Origin of the sequence: Helicobacter cetorum (assembly GCF_900198405.1) — a bacterium.
GTDB lineage: Bacteria > Campylobacterota > Campylobacteria > Campylobacterales > Helicobacteraceae > Helicobacter > Helicobacter cetorum_C.
This window is the reverse complement of the sequence record NZ_FZMR01000002.1, coordinates 80,876-106,846: the sequence shown is the minus strand read 5'-3', so window position 1 is coordinate 106,846 and position 25,971 is coordinate 80,876. Positions and strand designations below refer to the sequence as shown.

Annotated in this window: 27 protein-coding genes; 11 read left to right on the top strand and 16 right to left on the bottom strand. The window is 34.1% G+C overall.

Going from position 1 to position 25,971, the window contains the following annotated elements; all coding sequences use genetic code 11:
* Positions 1-25 precede the first annotated feature (25 nt).
* The 3 genes from C6H25_RS01055 to C6H25_RS01045 are packed head-to-tail and all read left to right on the top strand — an operon-like array spanning position 26 to position 2,910.
* A complete protein-coding gene (locus tag C6H25_RS01055) occupies positions 26-1,621 on the top strand; it encodes a methyl-accepting chemotaxis protein (RefSeq protein WP_104747643.1) in 1,596 nt (531 codons plus the stop codon).
* An 18-nt stretch (positions 1,622-1,639) separates the two neighbouring features.
* On the top strand, positions 1,640-2,566 hold the full coding sequence (gene rsmH, locus C6H25_RS01050; RefSeq protein ID WP_104747642.1) for a 16S rRNA (cytosine(1402)-N(4))-methyltransferase RsmH: 927 nt from the start codon (positions 1,640-1,642) through the stop codon (positions 2,564-2,566).
* On the top strand, positions 2,563-2,910 hold the full coding sequence (locus C6H25_RS01045; protein ID WP_104747641.1) for a hypothetical protein: 348 nt from the start codon (positions 2,563-2,565) through the stop codon (positions 2,908-2,910). The genes rsmH and C6H25_RS01045 overlap by 4 nt, the downstream gene beginning before the upstream one ends.
* 246 nt (positions 2,911-3,156) lie before the next feature.
* Here the strand turns inward: C6H25_RS01045 and C6H25_RS01040 are convergent, their stop codons facing one another.
* Positions 3,157-4,356, bottom strand: coding sequence for an MFS transporter (locus tag C6H25_RS01040; protein WP_104747640.1), 1,200 nt, complete (start codon positions 4,354-4,356; stop codon positions 3,157-3,159).
* Positions 4,357-4,667: 311 nt separating this feature from the next.
* Here C6H25_RS01040 and C6H25_RS01035 point away from each other — a divergent pair, with 311 nt between their 5' ends.
* The 6 genes from C6H25_RS01035 (at position 4,668) to C6H25_RS08535 (ending at position 10,215) form a co-directional block, all read left to right on the top strand.
* Positions 4,668-5,360, top strand: coding sequence for a hypothetical protein (locus C6H25_RS01035; protein ID WP_104747639.1), 693 nt, complete (start codon positions 4,668-4,670; stop codon positions 5,358-5,360).
* A 76-nt stretch (positions 5,361-5,436) separates the two neighbouring features.
* A complete protein-coding gene (locus C6H25_RS01030) occupies positions 5,437-7,128 on the top strand; it encodes a hypothetical protein (protein ID WP_104747638.1) in 1,692 nt (563 codons plus the stop codon).
* A 9-nt stretch (positions 7,129-7,137) separates the two neighbouring features.
* Entirely contained in the window at positions 7,138-7,662 is a 525-nt protein-coding gene (locus tag C6H25_RS01025) for a hypothetical protein (protein ID WP_104747637.1), read from the top strand.
* Positions 7,655-8,221 (top strand): hypothetical protein, encoded by a 567-nt coding sequence (locus C6H25_RS01020; RefSeq protein ID WP_104747636.1) that lies wholly within the window; start codon positions 7,655-7,657, stop codon positions 8,219-8,221. Before C6H25_RS01025 ends, C6H25_RS01020 begins: the two co-directional genes overlap by 8 nt.
* A 407-nt stretch (positions 8,222-8,628) precedes the next feature.
* Positions 8,629-9,912: a PD-(D/E)XK nuclease family protein gene (locus C6H25_RS01015; RefSeq protein WP_104747635.1), complete on the top strand. Its 1,284-nt coding sequence runs from the start codon at positions 8,629-8,631 to the stop codon at positions 9,910-9,912.
* Between the two features lie 150 nt (positions 9,913-10,062).
* The gene (locus C6H25_RS08535; RefSeq protein WP_158653842.1) at positions 10,063-10,215 is read left to right on the top strand and encodes a hypothetical protein; all 153 of its coding nucleotides are present in this window, start codon (positions 10,063-10,065) and stop codon (positions 10,213-10,215) included.
* Between the two features lie 271 nt (positions 10,216-10,486).
* On the opposite strand, the gene C6H25_RS01010 is transcribed toward C6H25_RS08535, so the two are convergent.
* From C6H25_RS01010 to C6H25_RS00980, 7 genes are all read right to left on the bottom strand, one after another.
* Positions 10,487-11,644, bottom strand: coding sequence for a SulP family inorganic anion transporter (locus tag C6H25_RS01010; protein WP_104747634.1), 1,158 nt, complete (start codon positions 11,642-11,644; stop codon positions 10,487-10,489).
* An 853-nt stretch (positions 11,645-12,497) separates the two neighbouring features.
* Entirely contained in the window at positions 12,498-13,442 is a 945-nt protein-coding gene (gene accA, locus C6H25_RS01005; protein WP_104747633.1) for an acetyl-CoA carboxylase carboxyl transferase subunit alpha, read from the bottom strand.
* A 29-nt stretch (positions 13,443-13,471) separates the two neighbouring features.
* Positions 13,472-14,710, bottom strand: a complete 1,239-nt coding sequence (locus C6H25_RS01000) for a beta-ketoacyl-ACP synthase II (RefSeq protein ID WP_104747632.1) — start codon at positions 14,708-14,710, stop codon at positions 13,472-13,474.
* Positions 14,711-14,803: 93 nt separating this feature from the next.
* Entirely contained in the window at positions 14,804-15,040 is a 237-nt protein-coding gene (gene acpP, locus C6H25_RS00995; RefSeq protein ID WP_104747631.1) for an acyl carrier protein, read from the bottom strand.
* A 271-nt stretch (positions 15,041-15,311) separates the two neighbouring features.
* Positions 15,312-16,055 (bottom strand): 3-oxoacyl-ACP reductase FabG, encoded by a 744-nt coding sequence (fabG, locus tag C6H25_RS00990; protein WP_104747630.1) that lies wholly within the window; start codon positions 16,053-16,055, stop codon positions 15,312-15,314.
* 67 nt (positions 16,056-16,122) lie between these two features.
* On the bottom strand, positions 16,123-16,335 hold the full coding sequence (rpsU, locus tag C6H25_RS00985; RefSeq protein WP_014661394.1) for a 30S ribosomal protein S21: 213 nt from the start codon (positions 16,333-16,335) through the stop codon (positions 16,123-16,125).
* 143 nt (positions 16,336-16,478) lie between these two features.
* Positions 16,479-17,624, bottom strand: coding sequence for a hypothetical protein (locus C6H25_RS00980; RefSeq protein ID WP_418904534.1), 1,146 nt, complete (start codon positions 17,622-17,624; stop codon positions 16,479-16,481).
* 284 nt (positions 17,625-17,908) lie between these two features.
* On the opposite strand from C6H25_RS00980, the gene C6H25_RS00975 reads away from it, so the two are divergent.
* Positions 17,909-18,109, top strand: a complete 201-nt coding sequence (locus C6H25_RS00975; RefSeq protein ID WP_104747628.1) for a ribbon-helix-helix domain-containing protein — start codon at positions 17,909-17,911, stop codon at positions 18,107-18,109.
* 53 nt (positions 18,110-18,162) lie between these two features.
* Here C6H25_RS00975 and C6H25_RS00970 read toward each other — a convergent pair whose 3' ends face one another.
* Entirely contained in the window at positions 18,163-18,813 is a 651-nt protein-coding gene (locus C6H25_RS00970) for a YkgB family protein (RefSeq protein ID WP_104747627.1), read from the bottom strand.
* A gap of 100 nt (positions 18,814-18,913) precedes the next feature.
* Positions 18,914-19,732 carry a diaminopimelate epimerase gene (gene dapF, locus C6H25_RS00965; RefSeq protein ID WP_104747626.1) on the bottom strand — a complete coding sequence of 273 codons (819 nt, stop codon included), beginning with the start codon at positions 19,730-19,732 and terminating at the stop codon, positions 18,914-18,916.
* Between the two features lie 117 nt (positions 19,733-19,849).
* On the opposite strand from dapF, the gene C6H25_RS00960 reads away from it, so the two are divergent.
* Complete coding sequence (locus C6H25_RS00960; protein WP_104747625.1) at positions 19,850-20,896, top strand: AI-2E family transporter; 1,047 nt, start codon at positions 19,850-19,852, stop codon at positions 20,894-20,896.
* Here C6H25_RS00960 and C6H25_RS00955 read toward each other — a convergent pair.
* The 6 genes from C6H25_RS00955 to C6H25_RS00930 form a co-directional block, all read right to left on the bottom strand.
* Positions 20,893-21,672, bottom strand: a complete 780-nt coding sequence (locus tag C6H25_RS00955; RefSeq protein WP_104747624.1) for an SPASM domain-containing protein — start codon at positions 21,670-21,672, stop codon at positions 20,893-20,895. The genes C6H25_RS00960 and C6H25_RS00955 overlap by 4 nt on opposite strands.
* Positions 21,673-21,774: 102 nt before the next feature.
* Positions 21,775-22,875: a redox-regulated ATPase YchF gene (ychF, locus tag C6H25_RS00950; RefSeq protein WP_104747623.1), complete on the bottom strand. Its 1,101-nt coding sequence runs from the start codon at positions 22,873-22,875 to the stop codon at positions 21,775-21,777.
* A gap of 1 nt (position 22,876) precedes the next feature.
* Positions 22,877-24,370 carry a leucyl aminopeptidase gene (locus C6H25_RS00945; RefSeq protein WP_104747622.1) on the bottom strand — a complete coding sequence of 498 codons (1,494 nt, stop codon included), beginning with the start codon at positions 24,368-24,370 and terminating at the stop codon, positions 22,877-22,879.
* 43 nt (positions 24,371-24,413) lie between these two features.
* Positions 24,414-24,992: a DedA family protein gene (locus C6H25_RS00940; RefSeq protein ID WP_104747621.1), complete on the bottom strand. Its 579-nt coding sequence runs from the start codon at positions 24,990-24,992 to the stop codon at positions 24,414-24,416.
* Positions 24,993-25,003: 11 nt separating this feature from the next.
* On the bottom strand, positions 25,004-25,543 hold the full coding sequence (gene apt, locus C6H25_RS00935; RefSeq protein WP_104747620.1) for an adenine phosphoribosyltransferase: 540 nt from the start codon (positions 25,541-25,543) through the stop codon (positions 25,004-25,006).
* Positions 25,544-25,592: 49 nt separating this feature from the next.
* Complete coding sequence (locus tag C6H25_RS00930; RefSeq protein WP_104747619.1) at positions 25,593-25,925, bottom strand: hypothetical protein; 333 nt, start codon at positions 25,923-25,925, stop codon at positions 25,593-25,595.
* Positions 25,926-25,971 lie beyond the last annotated feature (46 nt).

Genomic DNA, 25,971 nt, shown 5'->3' with positions numbered 1-25,971 from the left:
AAATTCCAAAAAGAGAGGTTTAATTTTGAATTTACACACTCTAAAAAGCAAAATCATTATTGGATTAAGTTTAAGTTTCAGTGTTCTTTTGATTGCTGTATGGATTTTTTTAAGCAGAGATTATAAGAGTGTAGCACACGAGCAAGGCCTACATGTAACTAAAATGCTTAATCAAAGCATTCTTAATACCGTAGTTCAAGCTATTACCGTAGGCACTAAAGAGGCTATTCATAAGGCTATTGAAGATAGTAATAAGATTGATGGCGTTAAAGTAAAGTTTTTTCCGGGCGAGGGGGATATTCGCTTATTTAAATACAACATAAGATTTGGTGAAAATTACCCACAAGAAGTTTTAGAATATTTTAAAGATGTAGCTAAACCTCAATACAATGTAGTGAATGAAAAAGATGGTTTTGTATGGCTCTTACAGCCCTTGACTAATGCTAAGTCTTGCATGGTTTGTCATGTCAATAATAAAGAAGGCGAAATGCTTGGGGTTATGGAGCTTAAACTAAACCTAAATAAGATTTATGCCTCTATTTCTCATCACCAACACAATACGATTGTTACAATCATCATAGTAGTATTGGTGCTATTAGCTATCTTGCTAATTACGGTTAGAAGAGATTTATTTAAGCCGTTAAGAAAACTGATTGAATTAAGTAATGGCTTTGTTAACACTTCTAAAGTGGATTTAAGCAAACGCTTAGGCATTAAAACTAAAGATGAAATTGGGATTGCTGCTCAAAATATTGATGGCTTTTTGGATAAAGTGCAAGAAGTGATTGTAGAGAGTGGGAAGATTTTTGAAAAGGATAAAATTCTTTATAGCGATTTAGGTAAAGTAAGCAATGAATTGGTTGGCATGGGTAAAACTCAAGTAGAGCATATGAATAACATGAATGAGGCTATTGTTAATAGCAATGAGTTGCTTTCTCATGCTCAAAATAATCTTAATGAAAGCACAGAAAACCTAAACAACTCTTTTGGAGTTTTGCAAGAGTTTCGCATGGAATTGGAGGCTGTAGTTGATGCTAATACCAACATGAATGAAAAGCAAAACATGATGAGAGAGAATTTTAGCCATTTGCAAACCCAAGCTAATGAAATTAAAAATATTGGTGCGATTATTAATGATATTGCTGATAGAACTAATCTCTTAGCTTTAAATGCTGCTATTGAGGCTGCAAGAGCGGGCGAACATGGTAGAGGCTTTGCAGTCGTGGCTGATGAAGTGCGAAAACTCAGCGAACAGATTAAAAAATCTTTGGGTGAAATCAATGTCTTAGTAGGGACTTTAAATGAAAGCATAGGTTCTAATGGTGCGAACGCTAATGAAATTGTAGAAGAAAGCAACAGCGTGAATGAGAAAATTAGAGAGCTTATGGAGAAAAACCACGATGTAGTGCGTATGCTAGAAGAAAGTCGCAATAAGATTGTAGGTGGTATTGAAGAAAATAGTGAAGTTTCTAGCAAGATTAATGGTATTAAGAGCTTGAGTGCGTCTGTATTAGAGACCTTTAATGTGGTTAAAGAAACTCGTGAGCGTTTGGATAATAATATCAAGCAATTACAAGAAAATACCATTCTTTGGGGTAAGGAATTTGATAAATTTAGCTAAAGGTTTTAGGGGAGATTTTTGCAAACGATAGAAAATTTGCATAAAAGCGTTTTATTACAAGAAGTCTTGCAAACTTTTATGCCTTTAGAAAAAGGGATTTTTATAGATTGCACCTTGGGATTAGGGGGGCATTCTAAGGCTATTTTATCTCAAAAACCACATCTTAAGCTTGTGGGCATTGATAAGGATAAATTTGCTAGAGAAAAGGCCAAAGAGCGTTTAAAAGCATTTGAAGGTCGCTATAGTATTTTAAAAGGGGGTTTTGCAAAATGCTTTAAAAAAGCCCTAGAAACTTATGGCGAGCAAATCAAGGGTGTTTTAATAGATTTGGGGGTAAGCTCCTTGCAACTTGATGATAAAAATAGGGGCTTTGGTTTTCAATCACACACGCTAGATATGCGTATGGACTTAGAGAGTGAGCTGAATGCTAAAAAAGTTATCAACTCTTATTCTGTGGTAGCTTTAGAAAAAATCTTTAGAGATTATGGCGAAATAAGAGAATACAAAAAAATTGCTTCTAAAATTGTAGAGAGACGAACTAAAAAACCCTTTGAGGACGCTAAGGATTTAAGCGATTTTTTAAGCTCTCTTTCCAAGAATAAAAAAATCCACCCAGCTACCTTGATTTTCCAAGCTGTTCGTATAGAAGTGAATAACGAATTAGGGGAGTTAAAAGAGTTTTTAGAGTGCGCTAAAAATCTTAGGGGAGCGATTTTATGTATTATTTCTTTTCATTCTTTAGAGGATATGCTAGTGAAAAACGCCTTTAAAAATTATGCAAAAAATTGTATTTGTGATGCTTTAAGTTTCAAATGCACTTGCTCTAATGATAACGCCCTAGGCGAGATACTTACCAAAAAGCCCATTGTTCCAAGCCAACAAGAAATTGCTAATAACAGACGCTCAAGAAGTGCTAAAATGAGAGTTTTTAGGTTTAAAGCATGAATACGCTAGAGGAAAATCCTCTAATTCACCAAGAACGCTTTGTGCGTGTAGAGGATAAGGAAAAAAAAGAACTTTTTTTTGAAGACCAAGAGGAAGTTTCGTATGGACTTTCTTTAAAATCTTTATTATTGGTTTTAATTATAGGGGGGATATTTTTAGGGATGCTAGTGCCTAAGATTTATTTCAGTAATAACATTTATTATACAAGCCGTAAAATTAATGCCCTAGAAGACCAAAAACGCCTGCTTTTAGAAGAACAACAAATCCTAAAAAACGAATTAGAAAAAGAGCGTTTTAGATACTACATAGAAAATAGCGAAAATATCGGCGATATTGCATTTTAAAGAGAGTTTGGGGGGGGGGGGGTGAAAAAGCTGGGCGCTAACTATCTCATTATGTCTTATCCTTTTTGGGTTAAAAAGACATCTAGCCTTTATTGAACCCTCTAATACCTACAAGACCTTTAAATACTATTGCTTAACGCTTTTGGCGTTTAGCTCTCTATAAAAACAGCTTGACATATAGATAAGTTGATTAAATTTAAAAGGTTTTAGAAGTTTTGAAATTTTTAAGATTAGATTTTTTAAAACTCACTCTCTTTTATAGCCCTTTAGGGCAAAAAATAGCACATAAAAGTAGCATAAAATCGGCACGATATAAGCCCATAGCAGTGAATGATGATTTTCAATCAATTTGTCAATGATGTAGCCTTGCAAAGGAGTGATGATAGCCCCTCCAATAATAGCGATATTCATAAAGCCTGCTCCAAGCGCTGTGAGATGTTCCAAATTTTTGAGAGTTAAAGCACTGATAGTGGGGTATATAATAGAGTTAAACACCCCAACTAAAATAAACAGCCATAGGGGGCTTTTCTCTTTTAAGATTAAAATAAGGCTTAATACCAAAATGCCCATGCAAGTGTTAAAAGCCAAACAGATGTTAGGGGAGATTTTTCTCATCATAGTTTCGCCTAGTAAACACCCCAAAAACGCACTCCCCCAAAAATAAGTTAAATAAACAGACGCATCTTGCTTAGATATATGAAACACATCTTTTAAGGTTAGAACTAGAAATGACCCAACACTTGTTTCTGCCCCCATAAAAAAGAAAATTCCTAAACACCCTAGTATAAAATGCTTGTGAGACAAAAGGTTTTTAAAAGAAATAGGAGTGTTTTTTGGAAGTTTTTGAGAGATTAAATGAGAATAAAAATAATGCAAAGCAAGAAAGACAAAAACAAGAGCTAAAAAAGCGCTTGCAAGATATAAATAAGGGAGTTCTACTTTTCTCATTTCAGCGATTTTGTCTAAATGAATAGGGGTATTAAAGATAAAATGCGTGCCAACAAAGGGGGCTAAAGTCGTGCCTAAAAGAAAAAAGATTTGCACAAAGAGCATGGTGCGTTCTTCCTTGCCACTAGAAATACGCAAGATAAAAGGGTTGCTCGCATTAGATAAAAAGACCATGCCAGAAGAAAGGATAAATAACGCCACTAGCATTAAAGAATAAGAAAAAAAGCTTGCGATAAAAAACATTAAAAAACACCCCAAAGCACTCAATATTGCTCCTAAGACAATGCCTAGAGCATAACCTAAATGACCCACAATTCTGCCTGAAACACCCCCTATAAAATACGCCCCAAAAAAGACAAGCTGTATAAAAGAGGATTGAAAATACGAAAGGTTAAAAAGGGGTTTTAAATGAGGGATTAGCACATCATTAAGCACCATAGAAAATCCGATTAAAAACGCAAGCGATGCGAGACTTGCCAAAGAAGTGGTCTTAAACAAAACAATCGCCCCCTAAGAGATAAATCAAGACTAAATTGTAATCAAATGGATTTAATATTAGTTTTATGAGAGTATAATTGCAATGTATTTTCTAAAAAATTTAGGGAGTTTATAACAATGACAATCATTCTTAAAAATTTGTCTTCTCTCTCTCTCTCTCTCTTGTAAGATTAAAATTCCTTACCACTCTTTATCTAGGCTCTTACCTAACCACTCAATTTTTCAAATTTCGCATTTAATTTTTTCAACCCCATATTTGAGGCGTTTTCTAAGCGTTTGTGGGGTTAATAAAGTTAAAAAAAAGGACAAAAATGGCGTATTCAAAAATCAAAGCTTTTAATAGCAAGTTTAAAGAAAATGAAAATCAAGGTCTTGTAATTTGTGGGCTACAATTTGGAACTGATGGAGATAATAAGCCACATAGAATTGCTAATTTATTAGATGATTATCAGGGCAAAAAGCATTGCTTTTCTAATTTTGTCAATTATCCTAGCAAAAATGATTTTGCTTTTCAAAAACGCATTACTAAATTTTTTGGTTTATGGGATTGTTGCTTGGAAACAGACTTTGATAAAGTGGGGGCGTTTGAAAGAAGTCTTATAGGGATAAACTGGCTTAGCAATGGAGCAGACAGCATGGATAACGAAAACTACCATTCATTTTTTCAAACAGAACATAAAGAAAACTTTTTATATCATTTAGAAGTCCTAGAGCCTAAGTTATTATTCTTTTTTGGAATCAATATGCTAGAAGCCTTAAATGATGAGAGAATTAAACCTTATGCTGAAAATTTTCTAGGTAAGGCTAAAAATGAGCCAAATTATATCACTAAGCCTTTTGAAGGCAAGTCTTTTAGAGTAGGGTTTCAAAGTTTTGAAAAATGCGAAGTGGTAGCTTTCCCACACCCTACAGGCACTATAGGGCTAAGTGATGAATACATCGCTCTTTTTAAAGATGATGTTAAACCTTTAATTGAAAATTATAGAAAGTTTAAAGGTGTGTGAAATTTAAGAGTTTCTAGCGTTACAGCTTTGTAACGCACTTTTTTTGTGTTTAAAAATACTAATAAAGGATTTAAAAATGGATAAAGAACAAATAAGAGCGATGATAAATAAAAGAAAAGAAAATTATTCTAAGCATTTACTCAGACAATTTGATGAGTTAGAAGAATGTGTTATTAAAGATTTTTTGGCGAATTTAAAAGAGTATTTAAAAGAACAGGGATTTGAGAAAGTAAATCATTGTGGGAATTTAGTTTATATAGAGATTGAAGATTTTGGCATTCAAATTGTCTTGCAAAGTCGTAAGTGTTCTATGGTTTTTTCTATTCAAGGAACGGGGTTAAAAGATAGCACGCTGATGAGCTGTAATCTTATAGAGCAATTCAAGCTTAAAGAAAAAATGTTAGATAATATCATAGAAAGTGAGCTATGTGAAATGGAGTTAGGGGATTTTGTTTTAAACTTTTTTAAAGAAAACAAGCAAAAATTATTAAAGCTCAAAGAAAAATACAAACAAGACAGACAAATTGAAGATGAGTTTTTAAAAACAGCTGTTAGTCTTATTCAAGCTAAAATCCCTACAAATTATCAAGTAGAATATTCTAATTTAATAGAACATGAGATTTCTATTATTTTTAATGGTAATGATAGTTGCTGTATTCAAATAAAAGGGTTTGAAGAAAGTGGCGAAATGAGTTGCAAGGGTTGTTATAAGAATGAAGAATTAGAAGATAATCTACTTGATTGGATAAGAACAAACAAAATAAGTGTAGAAGAGTTTGTTAAAATAGTGCTATGCTTTTTTGACAAACATATAGGCTGTATAACACAACAATACACACAAGAACAAGAAAAACAAGAATCTACAAAGTCCTTAATTGCAGTATTGCAAGAGAAGTTTAAGGGGACTAATTTTTATGTGTATCCAAAAGAAGATGCGTTTGGAGGGTTTTATATCAGCACGATAGAAAAGAGCGTTAAATTAATCAATGCTAACGCAAGTGCAATAGATTATGATGGGCGTAGCAGTTTGATTAGATGCTATCAGGCAGGCGACACTAACTTTAGACAAATCCAAGAGATTTTACAACAAACTGAGCCACATTTTAATAAAACGCAACGCAATCATTGTTCTTTTGATATAAGAAGCTTAAAAAAAGAGCTTAGTTTAGAAACGCTAAGCGCTAAAGATATTGTAAAAATCGCTGATTATATTTATGCGTATTGTTTAGAGCATAAAGAATGGCTTATATATATGGATAATCTTATTAAAAAATCTAATTCTTTAGTAAGAGATTTTATAACAAAGACTTATGAATTTTTAAAAGAAAAGTTTGAAAAAGAACCTAATTGGGAGCTAGAATTAAAAGAGAGTAAGGGTATTTTAGAATTAAATCTTAATTTTAAGGGCGAAATCAAAGAGGCGCAATTTGCTTTTAAGTTGCTAAAAATTAGAGGGCTTTCTTGTGTGGAATATATAGTAAATTGTGGCATTTTTGAAAAATGTAGGCGTAGTGGAATAGATTTGTTAAAAACGGCTTATTTAATTGAAAATAGCGCACAAAACTTCAATACCTACTTTAGTAGTGCATGGCTAGATTATCGCCTTGTAGAAGACGCCCTAAATTTAGAAAAAAGCTTTTTAGAGAGCTTAGAAAATACAAGTTTGAACGCTGAAAATTACAGCGTCTTTGTCTATAATTATTTCAAAAAACGCCAAGAAGTAATAGAAGTCCTAAATGAGAATATAGAAGAATTGATTTTAACATAAAGGGTAAGAATGCTAGATTGTTTTATTAAAAAGTTCACGCATTATTTAGAAGAACAAGCCAAAAGCTTAGAACAAAAGGGTGTTATCGCTAAGACTGATTTAGATGAATTTTTTGCTAGATTGCAAGACATAAGAGAACACCATGCTAAAAAGCAAGAATTGATTATGGAATTATTAGAGCTAATTTTTAAAAAGGCTCAAATAGATAGCATAGAAGGGCTTGTAAATAGCTTGTATTTTTTTGGATTAGATGAGGATATTAAGATTAGAGATAAGACTTGTATTGATGGTGGTTTGCAAAAATTATTAGATAAACTATTGTATGAAATTGCAACACCACTTATTTGTTCTAAAGAAGAGTTAGAAGCCTTTATTCAAAAGGCAGAAACTTTAGAAGAAGAGTTTGCAAAACTTGATGCCAAGCATAGAAACCATGCGAATTTAAAAACCATGATGAAAGTTTCTAGTTTAGGCGAAAATTTAAGAGCGGTTTTTCAAAGGAATTTAGATTATGAAAGGAACAGACATGAATAAAGAAAAATTTAGTCAAGAGGTTTTAAAAGAACTTAGAGATTTATTCAACGAAAATCTATGGAAAAAAAAGCAAGATATTAATGATGAATCGCTAGAACAATTTTTGAGAATGCTTGAAAAAGGGCAAAAGGAAAAATCAACATTTACTAAGGCGTATTTTAAGCACATCATCAATTTTGATTTAAAAGATTGTAAACTTGTCTTAGAGATGTTAGAAAAAGAAGGCATGGTTTCTAAGCCTAATATTTTTGGCTGGCGTAAGATTACTAGGGATTTTCAAACAGAGTTGTGCGAAAGGATACAATCTTTAGAAGAAATGGTGTTGTATGCTAATGGAGGAGCAGGGTGGGGGGGTGATTGGCATTATGATAGGTTGCGTTATATTGGTGAGCAAGTTTATGAGATTGCTGATGAAAAAAGAAAAACGAATGACTTGCTTAGAAATATTAATTTAGAGCTTAAAAACGCTAATAACGAAAGACAAAGAACAAATGAATTGCTAGATAAAATAGCTGATTGCTTAGATTATTTGTCTAATGAGATGAGGTTTTCAAAATGAGTGGTTATAAGCGATTTTTAATGAAGTAAAGTTTTTGCTTAAAACAAGTTTGAAATAAAAGTCTCAAAAAAATGAGACCAAATATTTTTAAAGGCATTTTTTAAAATCTTTTGAATGTGGAATAACACGCTATTTATTGCGCATTAAAGATTTTTAATTATAATGCTTTTAAAGTTTATGGAGTGTATAACAATGACAATCATTCTTAAAATTTTGTCTTCTCTCTCTCTCTCTCTCTTGTAAGCTTAAGATTTTTTATTATTCTTTTATCTAGTCTTTCAGTTTTTAAAAATCACAATTTAATTTTTTCAACCCCATATTTGAGGCGTTTTCTAAGCGTTTGTGGGGTTAATAAAGTTAAAAAAGGAGAAACTAATGGTCTTAACTCGCTTTTTAGGGAGTAGAAAATGAGCGATTATAAAACTTTTTTTAGAAGAGCAAAACTCGCTTTAAAAGAGCTTGAGATAAAAAGAGCTAGGGGCTTGCATGATTACAATGTGTTTAGTGTGCTGATGTGTGATGAAAAAAGGCATTCTAGCTTTTTGCATTCATTCTTAGACCCTATGGGAGTACACTACCAAAAAGACTTGTTTTTAAAGGCGTTTTTAAAGGCGTGTCATCTAGAGAGTTTTGGTTTTAATAGCATGAATGCGAAAGCAGATAGAGAACATGATTTTATAGATATTTATTTAGGCGATGGTATTAAGCATATCATTTTAGAGAATAAAATCCATGATGCTGAAGATAAACCAAAGCAAATTTTTCGTTATATTCAGCAAGTAGTTGAAAAATATCAAGTTAAAGATACACAAGATATTTGTGTTTTGTATTTGACTAGAGAAAAGCGCTTACCTAGTCAAAACAGCTTAGGCGATTTCAAGTTAGATGAGAGCAATACAAAGCTATTTTATACGGGTAGTGATGAAAACATTCTTAAATTAGAAAATGTAGAGCAAGGCATATTTTTTAAAAACCTTTGCTATAAGGTAGAGATAAAAGAATGGATACAAGAATGCTTAAAAGAAGTGGCGAATTTGCATGATTTGAGCGTGATTTTCAAACAATACGACAAATTATTAGACAAAATTTATCATAAGGAGCAACAAGTGAATAAAGACTTAAGAGAGTTAATTGAGAATGATTACGAAGTAGCAGAAGAAATAAGCAAACATTTTGATGTGATAAAAAAAGAGAGAGAAGCAACAATACATATGGAAAAAGCCACAAAAGTCGTTACTTTTCTAGCACAAGTTAAAGAACAAGTAGAGCAAAAAATGAGCGCTGATGATAGAGCAAAGTGGGTTGTGAGCAGTAGTTGCACGGCACAAGATTTTAATAAAAGATATGTAGGTTGTTTGGAGATTAAGCAAAATAATGAAAAAATGCAATTTTTTCTTGAAACAGAAAATTTGAATGTGTATTTTGGAATTACAGGGCACAAAGCACTCAAAGGTAAAAACGAGCAAATAAAAAAAGATTTTAATCTTGTCAATTTTAAAAAACCTGGAGAATGGGGGCTAGATTGGTGGTATCTGTCTGAAAAGCTTGGTGGTAGTAAAAACTTTGCAGACAATATCTTTAATGGAACTTGGAGTGTAGAAAATTTTAGTCAAGCTATTTTAGACTACTTCAACAAGCATAAAGAATTAGTAGAGATGCTAAACGCTAACATGGATAAATACATCTCATAATCAAAGGAATTTTGATGTCATATTCAATGGAGCATTTATATTAAAAAGATTGTGGGGTTAAAATCCCACAAGATATGCAAAAAAATTATAGATAAAAGAGTGGTGTGCGATAAAAACGAAGTTTTTCTTGTATGAACGCTATTAAAAGAGATGTTTTTAACTCAAGGGGGGACTAATATTGCCATAGCGGATTTAAAAATGATAGCCACTCATAAGCATGGCGTAAAGGAAACCTATCTTATAGCACTTAAAAATGCCCTAAGCCCTTTGGGCTATAGTCTTAAAGATTTACGACAAGCTTAAAAGTAAAGCCTTCTTTTTGTGGTGCTATGGCGTGGTTTTATATGTAAAAGGGTTATGAAAGTGAGAGTTAGAAAGTTATAGATTGTATTGAAGAAATATTGGCTGAAGATGCAGAATTAAAGTTTGGGTCAAAAACAATCGATGCTGAAGATAATATTAAGGCAATCTTAATGTTAAAAATTTTTTATCAAGCCTTAAAGACTTTTCTTAAGATTTTAAACAAAGTCTTGGCTTTAAAAAATCTTTTGATGATTTTTATTTAAACCCTTTTTTAATATTTGGGCTTAAATAAAGCTTTATTAAGCAATAGATTGGTTGTAACACCCACGCCCACACCTATAGCCAAATTATCCGTAGCTAATACAACCGCTACAACAATAAGCATGTTGATAGTGTCTTGGACTTTTATATTCCTAATGTTAGTAATGGACTGAATGTTAAAGGTTGTGATAGAAATCATAATCATTACAGCAACCACCGCTGCAATAGGAATTTTGGTAACATATTCATTAAAGACAAGCACCAAAACCAATAGAGAAAAGCCTGCAAAAAATGTAGAAAGCCTTGTGGTAGCTCCTGATTTAGCGTTGATAATAGATTGTCCCACTAATGCGCATCCGGTCATTCCACCCAAAATCCCCGAAGTAATGTTTCCTAATCCTTGTGCTTTGGCCTCTCTATTTTTATCGCTATTATCTCCAATAATATCATCTAAGGTTTTTGCGGTGAGTAAGCTTTCTATCGTTCCTACAAGCGCTAAGGATAGGGCATAGGGAAGTAATTCTATAAAGATCTTTATGTCTAGTGGGGGCAATACCATGAACTGAAATTCCATTTTACCTTGTTCAATAGTGCCTAGATTAGGAACTTGAAAATCAAAGATGAGAGCTATAGCACTAACAGCTATAATACACACGAGATTTGAGGGGATTTTTTTAGTGATTAAAGGGAACAGATAAATGATAAGAATGCCTATAAGAACCAACAGATACATTGCATAAGACTGATTTTCAAAAAATTTGAACTGCTCTTTTAAAAGCAAAAGTCCTAGAGCGTTCACAAACCCAAACATGACTGATTGGGGAATGTATTTTAAAAGTTTGCCAATTTTAAAAATCCCAAAAAAGATTTGTATCACGCCTGCCATAATGGTAGCAATACCAACATACTCTAGCCCATAATTTTTGCAAACACCAACTAACACCAAAGCTACTGAGCCAGCCGCAGCACTAATCATAGCCTTTCTCGCACCAAAGAGAGCTAATATAAGCGCCATATAAAAGGTAGTAAAAAAAGCAATGCTAGGGCTTAAGCCCACCATAATAGCAAATCCTGCTGTTTCTGGTATCATAGAGAGTCCTACCACAAAGCTAGATAACAAATCTTTATGGATATTTGAAAGCCATTCATTTTTGATTTTTTTTATCATTAAGAACCCCTTATTACAATATAGGTTATCAACATTGAGACTGAAGAGAGTTTTTGAGCTTGTTTTCTTATTTGATTTTATCTGTATTTAAATAGATTTTAATTGCTTAGAATAAATCTTTTAATATATTCTAAGATGCAGAATTGGCGTTATGCTTTCTTAAACTTTTAAATACTAGACTGCTATCTGCTATGTAAAAACTGCTTAGTCTTATGTTTTGTTAAATAAAATTTTAATAAATTTATTTAAATATAAAGTTTTTTGCATTAGAAAAGACATTATTTTTTAGTCTTTGTTTTTCATTGAGTGTTGATTTTAAAAAATATTTGTTTTATAAAAATCAATCTCATTTTTTCTAGTTGTATTCAACTAAAAACGCTATAAAAACGCCTTTTATTTTCTCTTTAAATTTCATTTTTTAGATAATTTTATCAACTTAAATTCTTTTATTTTTTAAGGAGATATGAATGCTAATAAATGCTATCACATCATTCATTATTTTTAAAAAGTGCATTTAGCACTTTTAAAAATACTCACTGATAATACCCATTTTATCCCCCTTTGGTTTTAAAGACATCTAGTCTTTTTTAACTCCCCAAACCACCTAATAACGCCTAAATAGTTACTGCTTAGACTTAGTCAAGCTATTTGTATTGTTTATTTTAAAAACGCTAAAAGCATTTTTTTATTTTTTAGTTATCCATACATAACTAGAACAGAGATTTTTTAATCTCATGGATTATTGCAAACATTGATAGAATTTATTATTCAGCTATAGAATACTTATGATGATAATTTAAAACGAACTTGATTTTTTAAAAAAGCTTCTTAGAAATTTGAGATTTAAATATTTTTAAGCGGTTTGATTTTGCTCTAAGAAAGAGCCAAAAGACATGAGCTTTTGATAGCGTTTATCAAGGAAATGAGGGTCTTGTTGAATGGTTTGCAAGCTGTCTAAAAAGTATTCTTTAATGGTATTAGCTGCTAGGAGTTTGTCTCTGTGTGCCCCCTTGCTTGGCTCTAAGATAATATCATCAATAAGCCCCGCCTCTTTTAAGTCTGTTGGAGTGATTTTCATCGCTTTTATAGCTACTTCAGTTTTGCTTGGGTCATTCCATAAAATGGCTGCACAACCCTCTGGAGAAATCACGCTAAAAATTGAATATTGCATCATGGCTAGTTTGTCAGCTACTGCAATCGCTAACGCACCGCCACTACCACCCTCGCCAATAATCACTGAAATTGTAGGGACTTTTAGGGTGGAAAATTCTTGCAAGTTTTTTGCGATGGCCTCACTCTGCCCTCTTTCTTCTGCACCAAGTCCGGGATACGCACCAGCAGTATCCACTAGCATAAGGATAGGCAAATTAAATTTCTCAGCAAACTTTGCAACTCTTAAGGCTTTGCGATAACCTTCAGGGTTTGGCATACCAAAATTCCTTGAAAGTTTGTTTTTAGTGCCTCGCCCCTTTTCTTCGCCAATAACCACTGCCGGAATATTATCAATCTTGCCAATAAAGCACACAATAGCTTTATCGTCTGCATAATGTCTATCGCCAAAAATCTCATATTTATCTTTCAAAATCAAGTCAATATAATCCATAGCATAAGGTCTATCGGGGTGTCTTGCTAATTGGAGTTTTTGAAAGTCGGTAAGATTAGAATAAATGGTTTTTACTTCTTTATCTAGCCTTGATTCTAAGATTTCCTTAGCATCTTCATCACCTCTAATGAGAGCTAATTCAATCTCGTTTTGAATCTCTTTAATATGATTTTCAAAGTCTAAATAAGTCGCCATGTAAAAGTCCTAATCTTAAGTGTTTGGCATTAAGCTTTTTTAAAGATTACAACACCATTAGTGCCACCAAAACCAAATGAATTACTCATAACAGCATTGACTTGCTTTTCTCTAGCTACATTAGGAATATAGTCTAAATCGCATTCTGGGTCAGGCGTCTCTTGATTGATGGTTGGAGGTAAGATTCCTTTATTCATAGCCATGATAGAAATGACCGCCTCTATAGCACCTGCTGCACCTAGACAATGCCCAATCTGCCCTTTTGTAGAGCTTACCGGAGGCACATTGTCCTTGCCACCAAAGACATTACGCATAGCAATAGTCTCATACAAATCGTTGTAATGAGTGCTAGTTCCATGTGCATTGATGTAACCAACTTCTACTTGAGCCATTTCTAAAGCCATTTTCATAGCTCTATAAGCTCCCTCGCCATCAGGTGCTGGGGCAGTAATATGATTCGCATCGCCACTTTCGCCATATCCAGCAAATTCAGCATAAATCTTTGCCCCCCTCTTTTTAGCACTCTCATATTCTTCAAGCACTAAAGCCCCAGAACCCTCTCCCATAACAAAGCCATTGCGCTCTTTATCAAAGGGTCTTGAGGCTTTTGTAGGCTCTTCATTCCTTGTAGAAAGCGCTCTAATACTAGCAAATCCACCAATACCCACAGGACAAATCGTAGATTCTGCTCCTACTACAAGCATTCTATCCGCTCCGCCAAGCAAAATCGTTTTCACTGCCTCAATAATCGCATGAGTTCCTGCTGCACAAGCAGTTACACTAGAAAGATTAGGTCCTTTAATGCCAAATTCAATAGAGGTAAAGCCACCAATCATATTGACTAATGCTGAAGTAATGAAGAAAGGATTGACTTTTCTAGGCCCTTTTTCAAAGCAATAAATAGAGTTAGCCTCAATATTTCCTAATCCACCAATGCCAGAACCAGAGCTTACACCCATGCGATTAGCTAATTCTTCGGGGCATCTATTTTGAGCGTCTAAAATCCCACTATCTTTCATGGCCTCTCTTGTAGCTTTTAAGGCTAGTTGTATAAAACGCCCTGCCTTTTTTACATCTCTAGGATTCATCACCTCTGTAGGGTCAAAATTAGTAATTTCTCCAGCAATACGCACAGGAAAAGCACTAGCATCAAAACTTTCTATAGTTTTGATACCGCATTCACCCTTAGCGATAGCCAAAAACGAATCTTCTTTATTTAATCCTAGCGAATTGATCATTCCCATACCAGTTACTACAATCCGACGCACAAATAGCTCCTCACTTCAAAACTTTATATTTAAATTCAATTAAGCTTTTTAAAATCAAAGCTTGAGGGGCTAAACCCTCAAGCTAATAGACAATTAGGCTAATTTCTTATCTTCAATAAATTTGACAACATCGCCTACATTAACAATTTTTTCTGCTTCCTCATCAGGAATCTCAATGCCAAACTTTTCTTCTAGTGCCATAATCAACTCTACAACATCTAAAGAGTCAGCTCCTAAATCTTTTACAAATTCTGCCTCTTCAGTAACTTGTGCTACATCTACATTCAACTGCTCAGTAATCACTGCTTGAATTTCTTCAAATAATGCCATTTTTAAAACTCCTTAATTAAAAGTATTCTTTAATATCAAATCTGCTTTAAGCAAAAAACTACGCAATTAGACATCTTTAAAGCACTTATTTATGCTCTAAAACATCTAAAATCCTATATAACAAATAAATCACGATGAGAAAAAGTATTAGGTAAATAATCCCCATTTGACGATAACCTCTTTGTATTTCGGAATAACAATAAAACGACATAATGATAGCATGGTTTTTGTTACTTGCCAAATATTACCATTAAAAGTCGTCCCACTAGGACTACATATAAAGTCCGCCATTAACCTTAAGTGTCTCTCCGGTAATATAACTAGAATGATCGCTCAAAAGAAATGCTACCGCTCCTGCCACTTCTTTAGCAGAACCTAATCTGTTTAAAGGGATATTTTTAACATAATCCGCTTTTAAGTCATCTTTCAAATTAGCGTTCATATCTGTTTCTATAAAGCCGGGGGTTACACAATTAAAACGAATGTTCCTCAAAGCTCCCTCATAGGCAAAAGATTTACTCATAGCAATCATACCACCTTTGCTTGCAGAGTAGTTTGTCTGCCCCATATTACCTCTTTCACCAATGATAGAGGCGATATTGACCACACTTCCAAAGCGACTTTTACTCATCGCTTTTAAAGCCTCTCTGCAACCAATAAAGGCTGAAGTCAAATTATTTTCAATTACATGATGAAAATCTTCTGTTTTCATTTTAATGGCTAGTTTATCTCGCACAATGCCAGCATTATTTACTAAGTAAGACAATGAGCCATCGCTTTCAACAATAGTGCGTATCGCCTCAGTAAAATCAGCCTCAGAAGTCGCATCAAATTTAATTACTGCCGCTTGATGACCTTGAGCCTCAATCTCAGCTTTTAAAGCATCTGCTACTTCAGCGTTACTGCGATAATTTATCCATACCTTTAAACCCATAGATGCGAGTGTTCTTGCGATTTCTGCACCAATGCCTTTGGAGGCTCCGGTAATGAGAACATTTTTTCCTGTAAATTGCATTACTCAATAATCCTTAAAATTTAATCTCTAACGCTTGCGTTGCATTAGAATCTTTTAGGCTTGTCAATTATAGTCTTGACTCATAGCGTCTTAACATATAAAGGCGCTTTAAGATTTTTTTCTTAGCACTGATTTTTTGCTTTTTACGCTTTTCAGTTTTAGATTCAAAAAATCTTCTTGCACGACACTCAGTTACGACTAAGTTGCGGTCAGTCTGTTTTTTAAATCTTCTGTAAGCCTCATCAAACGCATCAGCATCTCTTACTTTAATACCCGGCACTTGCTATCACCTCTTTTCTATGGCTTAAAGTCATTGCATTTTGCAATAGCCACAAACGAAGTGGCATTATATAAGACTAAAAGGGATATTGTCAATAAAACAATCCCTTTTTAATATTTATTTTGTTTAAATCAATGATAAATTCATTTTTTTCTTGCGATAGAATTAATGAGATTATAGGGGTCAAAGGCTACGGTCATATAGACTTGATAGGACTGCATCCAAGGGGTATTGTTTTTAAAACCTTCATGCATAGAGTTTAAGACAAAGTTTACTTTAACTGACGCAAAGTCGTTTTTCCAATTATAATACAAGTCAAAACGATTATACATGTTAGCTTGGAAGAATTGCACCCCACGATAAATAGGGGTAGGGCAATAAGAAGGAGTGCAATACAAATCAATATCCTTATACTGATTGTAATAGGGCATTTCTGGGTTTTGAGCAAAGTAAAATAGATTGTGAATGCCAAAGCCTTTAAATTGGAGTTCCACATCAAATTGCCCCCCAACGCTGTTATTAAAAGGCACATTTTTTTCTTTATTTCTTAATCTTGAGGCTTCAGAGACCATGCCAAAACGAGCGTTGATTTTATCCATAAAGGGTGCAAGCTCAAGCAAACTGCTTTCTACATAAGCGTTATAATAAAGTCTATCTAAAAGATAAATAGCGCTACTATTAATAGCTCTTTGTGTATTGAAAGTAGAGCCATCAGCCCCATTTAAGAGATACTTATCTTCATTGTGGAATAATACAAAATTCCCCCCAACTCCAAGGTAGCCCTTAAAGAAATGATAATCCACAGAGCCATTCATTTGGAATCTATCCATTGCATTACCATAGGGGTTTCTTCCAAATTTACAAGTGCTATAGCAATTACCGCCAAACCAATCTAGCATAAACTCTGCATGCCCATAGTAAGATTTTAAGGGGGAATAGTGGCTTTGATATTGCAGTAAAAATCCTCTTGCGTTGGGGTCAATGAACCAATAATATGGGGCAAAAACATTCAAGCCATAACTTCCTAGTTGGTTTTTTCTAGGAAAGATGCCTCCATAAAAACTAAAATGCTTGCCTCTAGCCTTATAATACATCGTAGGACCCCAAGAAGAGGGGAAGTTTGTGGTGTAATTGTGGAAATTTTGAAAAAAATATGCCCCAACAATAAGGCTTTGCTCGCCATATTTAGTATTAAATTGAATGCCAAATTCTGGAGTGAGACGGCTTTTTAGGGTTGTATTGGTATTAACCCAATAAGGTGTCATGCCCTCATGGTCCATAATAAACATATTAAAGCCTAGATTATACTTAAAGATATTCCAATCAAATGCTTGAGCGTTTGCTATGAGCAAGGAAACAAAAGAGAGGTTTTTAAGGAAAGTTTTTTTAAACACTATGTTACCACCATTATTTATTGAGATTAAAAGATTAATGTGGGGTGAATGGGAATATTCTATCATGCCATGCTTTGAGTATGGCTTAAAAAATTGTTTATTTTAGATTTAATGTAAAATAGTGTTTAATTTATGCTAGAATAATTATTACTATATAACTTAAACAAGGAGATTTTATTATGGATTCTGTAAATAAAAATATGAGACCTGGTCGTAAGCGTGTTTCTGTAGATGAGTTAAAAAGAAACTTTTCAGTTACTTTCTATTTATCTAGGGAAGAACATAATATTTTAAAGGATTTGGCTACTGAAGAAGCAGAAAGTGTCAATTCATTCGTTAAGCGTCATATTTTAAAGACTATCATTTATAAAAAGAGCTAATTAGCTCAAAGGGTTTTACAAGCTCCTAGCTTGTAAAAACTTCTTCTTAATTTTTAAGAACAGCATCCATTGGAGCAATTCTTTGTTTTAATCCCCATAGAAGAGCGATTCATTAAGCAAAATCCCTTGCCCTCTAGGTAGCGTTTGGCATCAAATCCAGCTACAAATAGTCCTCCAGCAAACAGGGCTAAATCTTTAATAACCAATCTTCCTGCACCAGCTAACCATGGAAAATGTTGGTTGACAAATACTTCAGGTGTGGTAAATAAAAAGGATAGGGTAGTAATAGTCATTCCAGCGACAAGTAAGCCCCCAATAATTCCAAGTAATGGCATCCAAAGTCCTAAAAACACTAAAACGCCTAAGGTCATAATGGTAATTCCAAGCGCCTCAGAAACAAGGTAAGTGCGATTTTCTTTGTGCCATTCTTTGTTTTCAATGATTTTAGGGTCGCTTTGCATTTCTTCTTTCATAGATTGCCCCTCAGCCATTTTATGTTCTTTATATTCAGGTTTTTTAAATTTATACATAAAAGAAAAGAATGGTGAGTTAGCCACAAAAGGTGCAATTCCTTCGGCCTCATAGGCAACAAATTTTAAGCCACCAATCCAAATAAAAATGATAAAGATAGCTATGTGCATTAAATAGCCACCTAAATTTTGAAGTTTTGTGATTGATTCTAGCAATGGTTTTAATATTGGCATATGTAAATCCCTTTTTATGATATTTTTTAGTTGCTAAAAATAGCGTTCACTATGATAGCATATCGCATGTCAAATTACTATAAATTCATTTTGATTATCATTATAAGAAGATAGATTCTGTAACACTCATGCCAATATAACGCACCGCACCCTTATAAAAGATTTCATTATTTTTAAGAGATAGCTCTAAACGCTCTTGACTTTTGGGGATAAGTGTGGATTGATTTGATGCATTATAAAATAAATGTGCGATGATAAATGTAGCTGCCATGCCTGTGCCACAAGCGAGCGTAAAATCCTCAACCCCTCTTTCATAAGTTTGTAAAAAAATATTTTTTTCATCTTGTATATAGGCAATATTAACATTAGCATTATATTTTAAACGCAAAGCTCTCAGCTCTAATAAGTTTAAAGAATGTAAAAGCTCTTTGTTTTTAACAAAACCTACTAAATGTGGCACACCGGTATCTATGAGATAGAAAGTAGGAATATTTTCTAAAATAGCATGGTTTGAAAAAGATTCTTCATAACAACTTTTTAATTCACTAGTAGATATTTTATCTAACATTTGATAATTCCCTAAATTGCTTTCTACAATATTAGGTTCTTCTACTTGGATAGAGATTTCTCTTTTTGCAGCTAAAAATATATGTTTAGCTTTAGCTAGTTGGTGTCTATAAGCATGCAGTCCTACACAACGGCTTGCATTCCCACACATGCTCGCTTTAGAACCATCAGAATTGTAAAAATCCCATGCATAAGCATAATGAGAGTGGGGCAGTAGCACTACAAGCCCATCAGCACCAAAGCCCTCATGCCTATGGCACACTTGTTTGGCTAGTTGCGAAAAATCTTGTTTTTTTAAGCAATGTGTTATTAAAAAATCATTCCCACTGCCTGAATATTTATAAAATACCATTGAACGAACCCTTTTTAGTCAATTATAAAGTAAAAGAAAAATTTTATCCTTAAAAAATAATGGTTTTTTAGCTAACATTTTACTATTTAGTTTTTGGATTATAAGGGTGAATTTTAAATGAAAGCGCAGTATTTTTTCTGGATTCTTTTTGGAGCTGGATTTTATTGGATGTTGTATCTTTACCAAGATTTTTTAATGGATGCATTGATTGCTGGGCTTTTATGCGTGGGGCTTTTTCAAGTTAAAGTATTTTTGAACCGCCGTTTTTCTAATGCTATAAGCTCGCTTATATGCGTGTTAGCTTTAGCGAGCGTGATAGTAGTTCCCTTATATTTTATTGCCTATAGAGGGTCTAATTTTATTTTTGAAATCAATTTCAACAATCTTTCAGCACTAATTAGTTGGTTTAAGGTAGCGGTATTGGAGTTATTATCGCATTTTCCAACTATTAGTGAGGGAGCTAGAAAGCTTTTAGAAAATATTAATGCCTCTTCTGTTACAAGCTCTTTATTTAAAATAAGCAGTTACATTGGAAAGTATAGCTTAAAGCTCATTACAGATACAGCGTTTGTATTAGGGCTATTATTTTTCTTTTTTTATTATAGCGAACGCTTTTATCATTATTTGCTAGGGGTTTTACCCCTTGAAACCAAGCAAAGTGAGGGGATTTTTCAAGAGGTAGCAGGAATTTTGCGTATCGTGCTTTTAACTTCTATGATTACGGTGTTTTTAGAGGGGCTTGCTTTTGGTGTGATGATTGTTTGGTTTGGGCATGATGGCTTATTTTTAGGGATTTTATATGGGTTAGCGAGTTTGGTGCCTATTGTAGGGGGGGCTTTAATTTGGGTTCCTGTAGTGGTTTATGAGCTTTATTATGGGCATGTGAATAGCGCTATTTTTATTACTGCGTATTCTATTCTACTTATTGGTGTGCTAATTGATAGTGTGGTTAAGCCAATTTTAATTGTTTTTATCAAGCAAAGAATGTTTAAAACAACCCTTAAAATTAATGAAATGCTTATTTTCTTTTCTATGATTGCTGGTATTTCACAATTTGGTTTTTGGGGGATTGCTGTAGGGCCTACGATTACAGCGTTTTTTATCGCCTTATTGCGTTTGTATGAAAGCTATTTTTCTAAACATAGGGAGTTGTGCGAATGCTAGGAATGTTGCTGTTGGCGTATTTTGGCATAGGTGCATCGTTGGCATAAAGGCTCAATAGCCTGATTTTTTAAAAAATGTGTTTTAATAGCTATGGCTTTTGGGCTGTTTAAAATAGTCTTTAAGGGTGTAGTTTGGATAGTGCCAAGATTGATAGTAGCGTTAGTATCCATACAACATGGCACAACTACACCACTAGCTAAAATAGCGATTTGTTCTATTAAGCCATAGCAATAGGGGGTTTGTGGTGTTGTTTGAGAATGTGTAATGGGTGCTGTTTGGAGGCTTGGCCATTCAAAAGTTTTTTGAATGTTTAAAAAACTTTTTTTGAATAAACGCACTCTATTTTGTGTTTCTAAACTTTCTAAAGAGACATAATTGAAAGCTTTTAAAAATCTTTGAATAAAAGGAAAATGTTTTTTAAGGGTGGTGTTTTGAATGCGTAAATTGAGAAACACTTCACTACTTACTTTGAATTTATAATGACAAAGTTCTAAAACACGCTCTATATATCGCTCTTTATCTAATCTATTTGCTGTATCTAGCCCTGCGTCTAGGGATATAGAGACTTGCCAAAGCGCTTGGTGTAGCAATAAAGAAAAATCGTATAGATACGCTCCGCTTGTAACTAAATCTATTTTTAAGCCAAAATGTTTAGCTACATCTAAATAGAGTTTTAAATTTTTAAGCTTGCAAGGGTCGCCTAAAACATGCAAGGTAATCATTTTAGTTAGGGGTGCGACTTGTTCGCAAGCTTTTTGAAACAGCTCTAAGCTCATCACTCCCCTTGTATTCTTGGGGTTAGGGCAAAAGCTACATTTTAGCCCACAAACATCACTTAATTCTACATAGATTTTTTTAAAACGGATTTAAAATCCTTATTAGACATTAAAGCGGAAGTGCAATATATCGCCATCTTGAACGATATAGTCTTTGCCCTCAATGCGTAATGCTCCTTTTTCTTTCGCACCTAATTCGCCCTTATGGGTTATGAAATCTTCATAGGCAATCGTTTCAGCCCTAATGAAACCTTTTTCAAAATCTTTATGGATAACCCCAGCAGCTACAGGTGCACTACTACCTTTTTTGATTGTCCAAGAACGCACTTCTTTAACTCCAGCAGTAAAATAGCTAATCAGACCTAGTTCTTTAAAGCTTAAGCGAATGGTTTTTTCTAGTCCGCTCTCTTCTGCTCCTAAACTCTGTAAAAATTCTTTCACTTCTCTTTCGTCCATAGAGACCATTTCTTCTTCTAACTTAGCACATAAAACAACAAATTCGCAATTTTGAGTTTTTGCATGATTTTCTACTTTTAGGGCATGTTCATTGAGAGTGCTTAGATTTTCTTCATTGACATTAGCCACATAAATCATTTTTTTATTGGATAAAAAGCGCAATTCTTTATCTAATTCTAAAAAGCTCTCACTATCTTTTTCTTTAAAAGACTTAGCCGGCTTTAACTCTTCTAAATGCGTTTTTAAGCTCAAGGCACATTCTAAAAGATTTTTAGCATCTTTGGAGCTTTTTAGCGATTTTTGCAAGCGTTCAATGCGTTTGTCTAAAGTGGCAATATCTGCTAAAATCAACTCTAATTCAATCGTTTCAATATCATTGAGTGGGTCAATTTTATCGTTCACATGCGTGATATTGCCATCTTCAAAGCAACGCACTACATGTAAAATCACTTCGCATTCTTTAATATTGGCTAAAAACTGATTGCCTAATCCCTCGCCCTTACTAGCCCCTTTAATCAATCCTGCAATATCTACAAATTCTACTACAGAATATAAAATGCGTTCAGGGTTGACAATCTTAGCGAGTTCATCTAAGCGCGGGTCAGGAACATTTACGATTGCTTTATTGGGTTCAATCGTGCAGAAAGGGTAATTCGCACTCTGAGCGTTTTGGGTTTTTGTGAGTGCGTTAAAAGCACTAGACTTGCCTACATTAGGCAAGCCAACAATACCTACAGAAAGCCCCATTCTATGCCTTTTTCAAAAAGTCTTGCACGAATGCTACACATGCTCTAACGCCAGCACCACTAGCTCCATAGCTATTGACATCCCATTCTTTTTCTACATAAGCAGGCCCTGCAATATCAATGTGTAGCCACTTGTCTTTGTATTCTTCACGCACAAATTCGCTTAAGAATAATCCAGCTGTCAAGGCACCACCATAGCGTGAAGATGAAATGTTGCAAACATCAGCGATTTTAGTTTCAATAAGTTTAGCTAAATGGCGGTTGAATGGAAGTTTTGCTAAAAGTTCGCCTGATTCTAGTCCGGCTGTTTCAAACGCGCTTTTTAGTGCCTCATCATGCCCCATAACCGCAGAGGTGTATTGTCCAAGTCCTACTACGCAAGCTCCGGTTAAAGTAGCGAAATCTACCATTACATCAGGGTTTAAATCTTGGGCATAGCTCAAGCAGTCAGCTAACACTAAGCGTCCTTCAGCATCGGTATTACGCACTTCAATGCTTTTACCCTCTTTAGAAACAAGAATGTCATCAGGTTTATAAGCATCTTTACCAATCATATTTTCTGTGGCACCAATAATGCCATGCACTTCAGCATCTACTTTGAGTTTAGCCAAAGCATTTAGGATACCAATAACCGCACAGCCACCGCTTTTATCAGCTTTCATGGTTACCATAAATTCAGAGGGCTTTAAGCTTAAGCCTCCGCAATCATAAGTCAAGCCCTTACCTACAAGCACAATTTTTTTCTTAGCGTTTTTAGGCTTATAAACTAAATGGATTAAGCGTGGGGGATTGCTAGAAAGAGATGCTTTATTAACGGCTAAGAAAGCATTCATCTTTTTTTCTTCTAGGAATTTTTCATCATGGGCGTGAAATTCTAGGTGGTTTTCTTTAGCAACTTTCTCTGCCACTTCAGCCATATAAATGGGAGTAGCCACCATAGGGGGAGTATTGATTAAGTCTTTAGCTAAATTCATGCTCTCTGTTAAGATGTTAGCATACTCTAAAGCACTTTCAGCAACCTTATGCAAGGTTTTAGAACATGCTTTTTCGCAAGGAGTATATAAATCTAAAGCCACGACAACTTCTTTAAGTGCGACTTCTTTTTTCTTAGATTTATAGGTATCATATTCATACATGCCTAGTTTTAGCCCCAAAAAGAGTGCTTTGAGATTTTCTAAAAGCGCTTTATCTTCAGCATAAGGTTTATGACAATTATAAACCCCCACTTTCACGCTTTTAAAAGGGAGTTTTTTAAGGGCTCTAATAGCTTGAAAACTAGCCTCCCTTAATAAGTGGGTGTCATTTTCTTTAACGCCTACATACAAAATTTTGTTTTTTTGGTCTAAAAAAGTGTCTTCGCCCTCATAGTTAAAAGTTTTAAAAACTTCTTTATCTTTTACCCAAGCATGTTCAAGGTCTTTATTGAAAATAAAAACTAAGCTTGCCTCAGCATGCGTTTTCTCAAATGTTGTAGATTCTAGTTTAATGTGTAACATTGAAATAACCTCTCTTTAATTTAATTACAAAATTATAAAACATTTACCTATCTTTTTTGCTGTAATATTGGAAATACCATATTACTAAACTCAAAAAAGACGCCAACAACAATAATAGCATATAAGGGTGTTCTTTCAACCAACTCAAAGATTGTAATAATTCTTCTCCTAAATGCCATGCTAAGATGATAGTAATGCTTGCCCATACCATCGCACTAACTAGGTTGATAAGTGCGAATTTTAAGGCACTATAGCGAGTTAATCCAATGCTGATAGGAATTATTGTGCGCATGCCATACATGTAGCGTTGGATAAAGATGATAAACCAACCGTATTTTTGTAATAATAAATGCGCTAATGCTAATTTTCTTCGTTGTTTTTCTAGCTTTTTTTGAATATAAGTTTTGTTAGTGCGACCAATATAAAAATAGATTTGATCGCCTGCAAAACCTCCAAGTCCTGCTACTAAAATAGCTAAACCCAAGTGCATATGTCCTGTATAGCTTGCAATGCCAGCTAGAATTAAGCCAATCTCACCTTCTAAGATACTCCAACCAAATAAAATCAAATAGCCCCAAGTGGGTGCATGCTGATTCCATAAATTGATAATATGCTCTTCCATGTTTTATCCAACTAGCATTCTAGCACGCAAAAAGTTTTGACTTGGTCTTCTAAGAGTTTTATGCCGGGTAAGTCTCTAAGCCCTAGTAAAAAACAAGCCTCTACACATATAACTTGCAAAGATTTTATCATTTTAAGGCTTGCTAGAGCTGTGCCTCCTGTAGCAATTAAATCATCTATAAGCAATACTCTAGCCCCCTTAATCCCCCTAAAAGCATCGGTGTGCATTTCTATGCTGTCTGTGCCATATTCAAGCGCATAAGTTTGTGATATAGTTTGACTAGGGAGCTTGCCTTTTTTCCTAATAGGCACAAACCCTACACCAAGCGCATAAGCTAGAGCAGAGCCTAAAATAAATCCTCTAGCCTCAATGCCTACCACAAAGTCAAGTGGCGTATTTTCATAGCGTTTTTTAAGTTTGTCAATAAGTTCTTTAAATAATTTATGATGATTAATAAGAGTGGTTATATCTTTGAATAAAATGCCTTTTTTTGGGTAGTCTTTGACTTCTCTAATGTGTTGTAAAAGTTCGTTTCTAAAAGCCTCATTCATTGTGTTTTTTATCCTTCAATACCTATTTTTATATTATATTATAGCGTTTTTATAGAAGTGCCTCTATTTTTTGCTCTAATTCTTTAATGCGGTTTTTGTATTTGTCTGATTCGCTTTTGTATTGTGTGTTGCGTTGCTTGAGAGTTTTTAACTCTGTTTTTAAAGAGCTCATTTCTTGAGTGAGAATATCAATATTGCCTAAAGCCCTTTGAAGCTGTAATTGGTGTTTTTGGATTAAAATTTCAGCCTCTTGTAAGGTGAGTTTCATAGAGGCTGTAGTGCGTTCTTGGCGTTTAGCCACAGTTTTAAAAAAGAAAGTTCGCACACCCATATAAACCACCAAAACAATAGCAATGGTAAATAAAAGCCATTGAGAAAACATCTTAAATTACTATCCCTTAAAAAGAATTGTGGATAATTTTAGCACA

Coding starts and splice junctions, on each gene's coding strand:
- ychF (WP_104747623.1), bottom strand. CDS start 22,875: ATGGGGCTTTCTGTAGGTATTGTTGGCTTGCCTAATGTAGGCAAGTCT.
- apt (WP_104747620.1), bottom strand. CDS start 25,543: ATGAATGAGGCTTTTAGAAACGAACTTTTACAACACATTAGAGAAGTC.
- C6H25_RS08535 (WP_158653842.1), top strand. CDS start 10,063: ATGTTTTTAACTCAAGGGGGGACTAATATTGCCATAGCGGATTTAAAA.
- dapF (WP_104747626.1), bottom strand. CDS start 19,732: ATGGTATTTTATAAATATTCAGGCAGTGGGAATGATTTTTTAATAACA.
- C6H25_RS01025 (WP_104747637.1), top strand. CDS start 7,138: ATGCTAGATTGTTTTATTAAAAAGTTCACGCATTATTTAGAAGAACAA.
- acpP (WP_104747631.1), bottom strand. CDS start 15,040: ATGGCATTATTTGAAGAAATTCAAGCAGTGATTACTGAGCAGTTGAAT.
- C6H25_RS00975 (WP_104747628.1), top strand. CDS start 17,909: ATGGATTCTGTAAATAAAAATATGAGACCTGGTCGTAAGCGTGTTTCT.
- C6H25_RS01020 (WP_104747636.1), top strand. CDS start 7,655: ATGAATAAAGAAAAATTTAGTCAAGAGGTTTTAAAAGAACTTAGAGAT.
- C6H25_RS01030 (WP_104747638.1), top strand. CDS start 5,437: ATGGATAAAGAACAAATAAGAGCGATGATAAATAAAAGAAAAGAAAAT.
- C6H25_RS01035 (WP_104747639.1), top strand. CDS start 4,668: ATGGCGTATTCAAAAATCAAAGCTTTTAATAGCAAGTTTAAAGAAAAT.
- C6H25_RS00960 (WP_104747625.1), top strand. CDS start 19,850: ATGAAAGCGCAGTATTTTTTCTGGATTCTTTTTGGAGCTGGATTTTAT.
- C6H25_RS00930 (WP_104747619.1), bottom strand. CDS start 25,925: ATGTTTTCTCAATGGCTTTTATTTACCATTGCTATTGTTTTGGTGGTT.
- C6H25_RS01045 (WP_104747641.1), top strand. CDS start 2,563: ATGAATACGCTAGAGGAAAATCCTCTAATTCACCAAGAACGCTTTGTG.
- C6H25_RS00955 (WP_104747624.1), bottom strand. CDS start 21,672: ATGAGCTTAGAGCTGTTTCAAAAAGCTTGCGAACAAGTCGCACCCCTA.
- C6H25_RS00970 (WP_104747627.1), bottom strand. CDS start 18,813: ATGCCAATATTAAAACCATTGCTAGAATCAATCACAAAACTTCAAAAT.
- C6H25_RS00940 (WP_104747621.1), bottom strand. CDS start 24,992: ATGGAAGAGCATATTATCAATTTATGGAATCAGCATGCACCCACTTGG.
- C6H25_RS00945 (WP_104747622.1), bottom strand. CDS start 24,370: ATGTTACACATTAAACTAGAATCTACAACATTTGAGAAAACGCATGCT.
- C6H25_RS01015 (WP_104747635.1), top strand. CDS start 8,629: ATGAGCGATTATAAAACTTTTTTTAGAAGAGCAAAACTCGCTTTAAAA.
- accA (WP_104747633.1), bottom strand. CDS start 13,442: ATGGCGACTTATTTAGACTTTGAAAATCATATTAAAGAGATTCAAAAC.
- C6H25_RS00980 (WP_418904534.1), bottom strand. CDS start 17,624: ATGTTTATTATGGACCATGAGGGCATGACACCTTATTGGGTTAATACC.
- fabG (WP_104747630.1), bottom strand. CDS start 16,055: ATGCAATTTACAGGAAAAAATGTTCTCATTACCGGAGCCTCCAAAGGC.
- C6H25_RS01010 (WP_104747634.1), bottom strand. CDS start 11,644: ATGATAAAAAAAATCAAAAATGAATGGCTTTCAAATATCCATAAAGAT.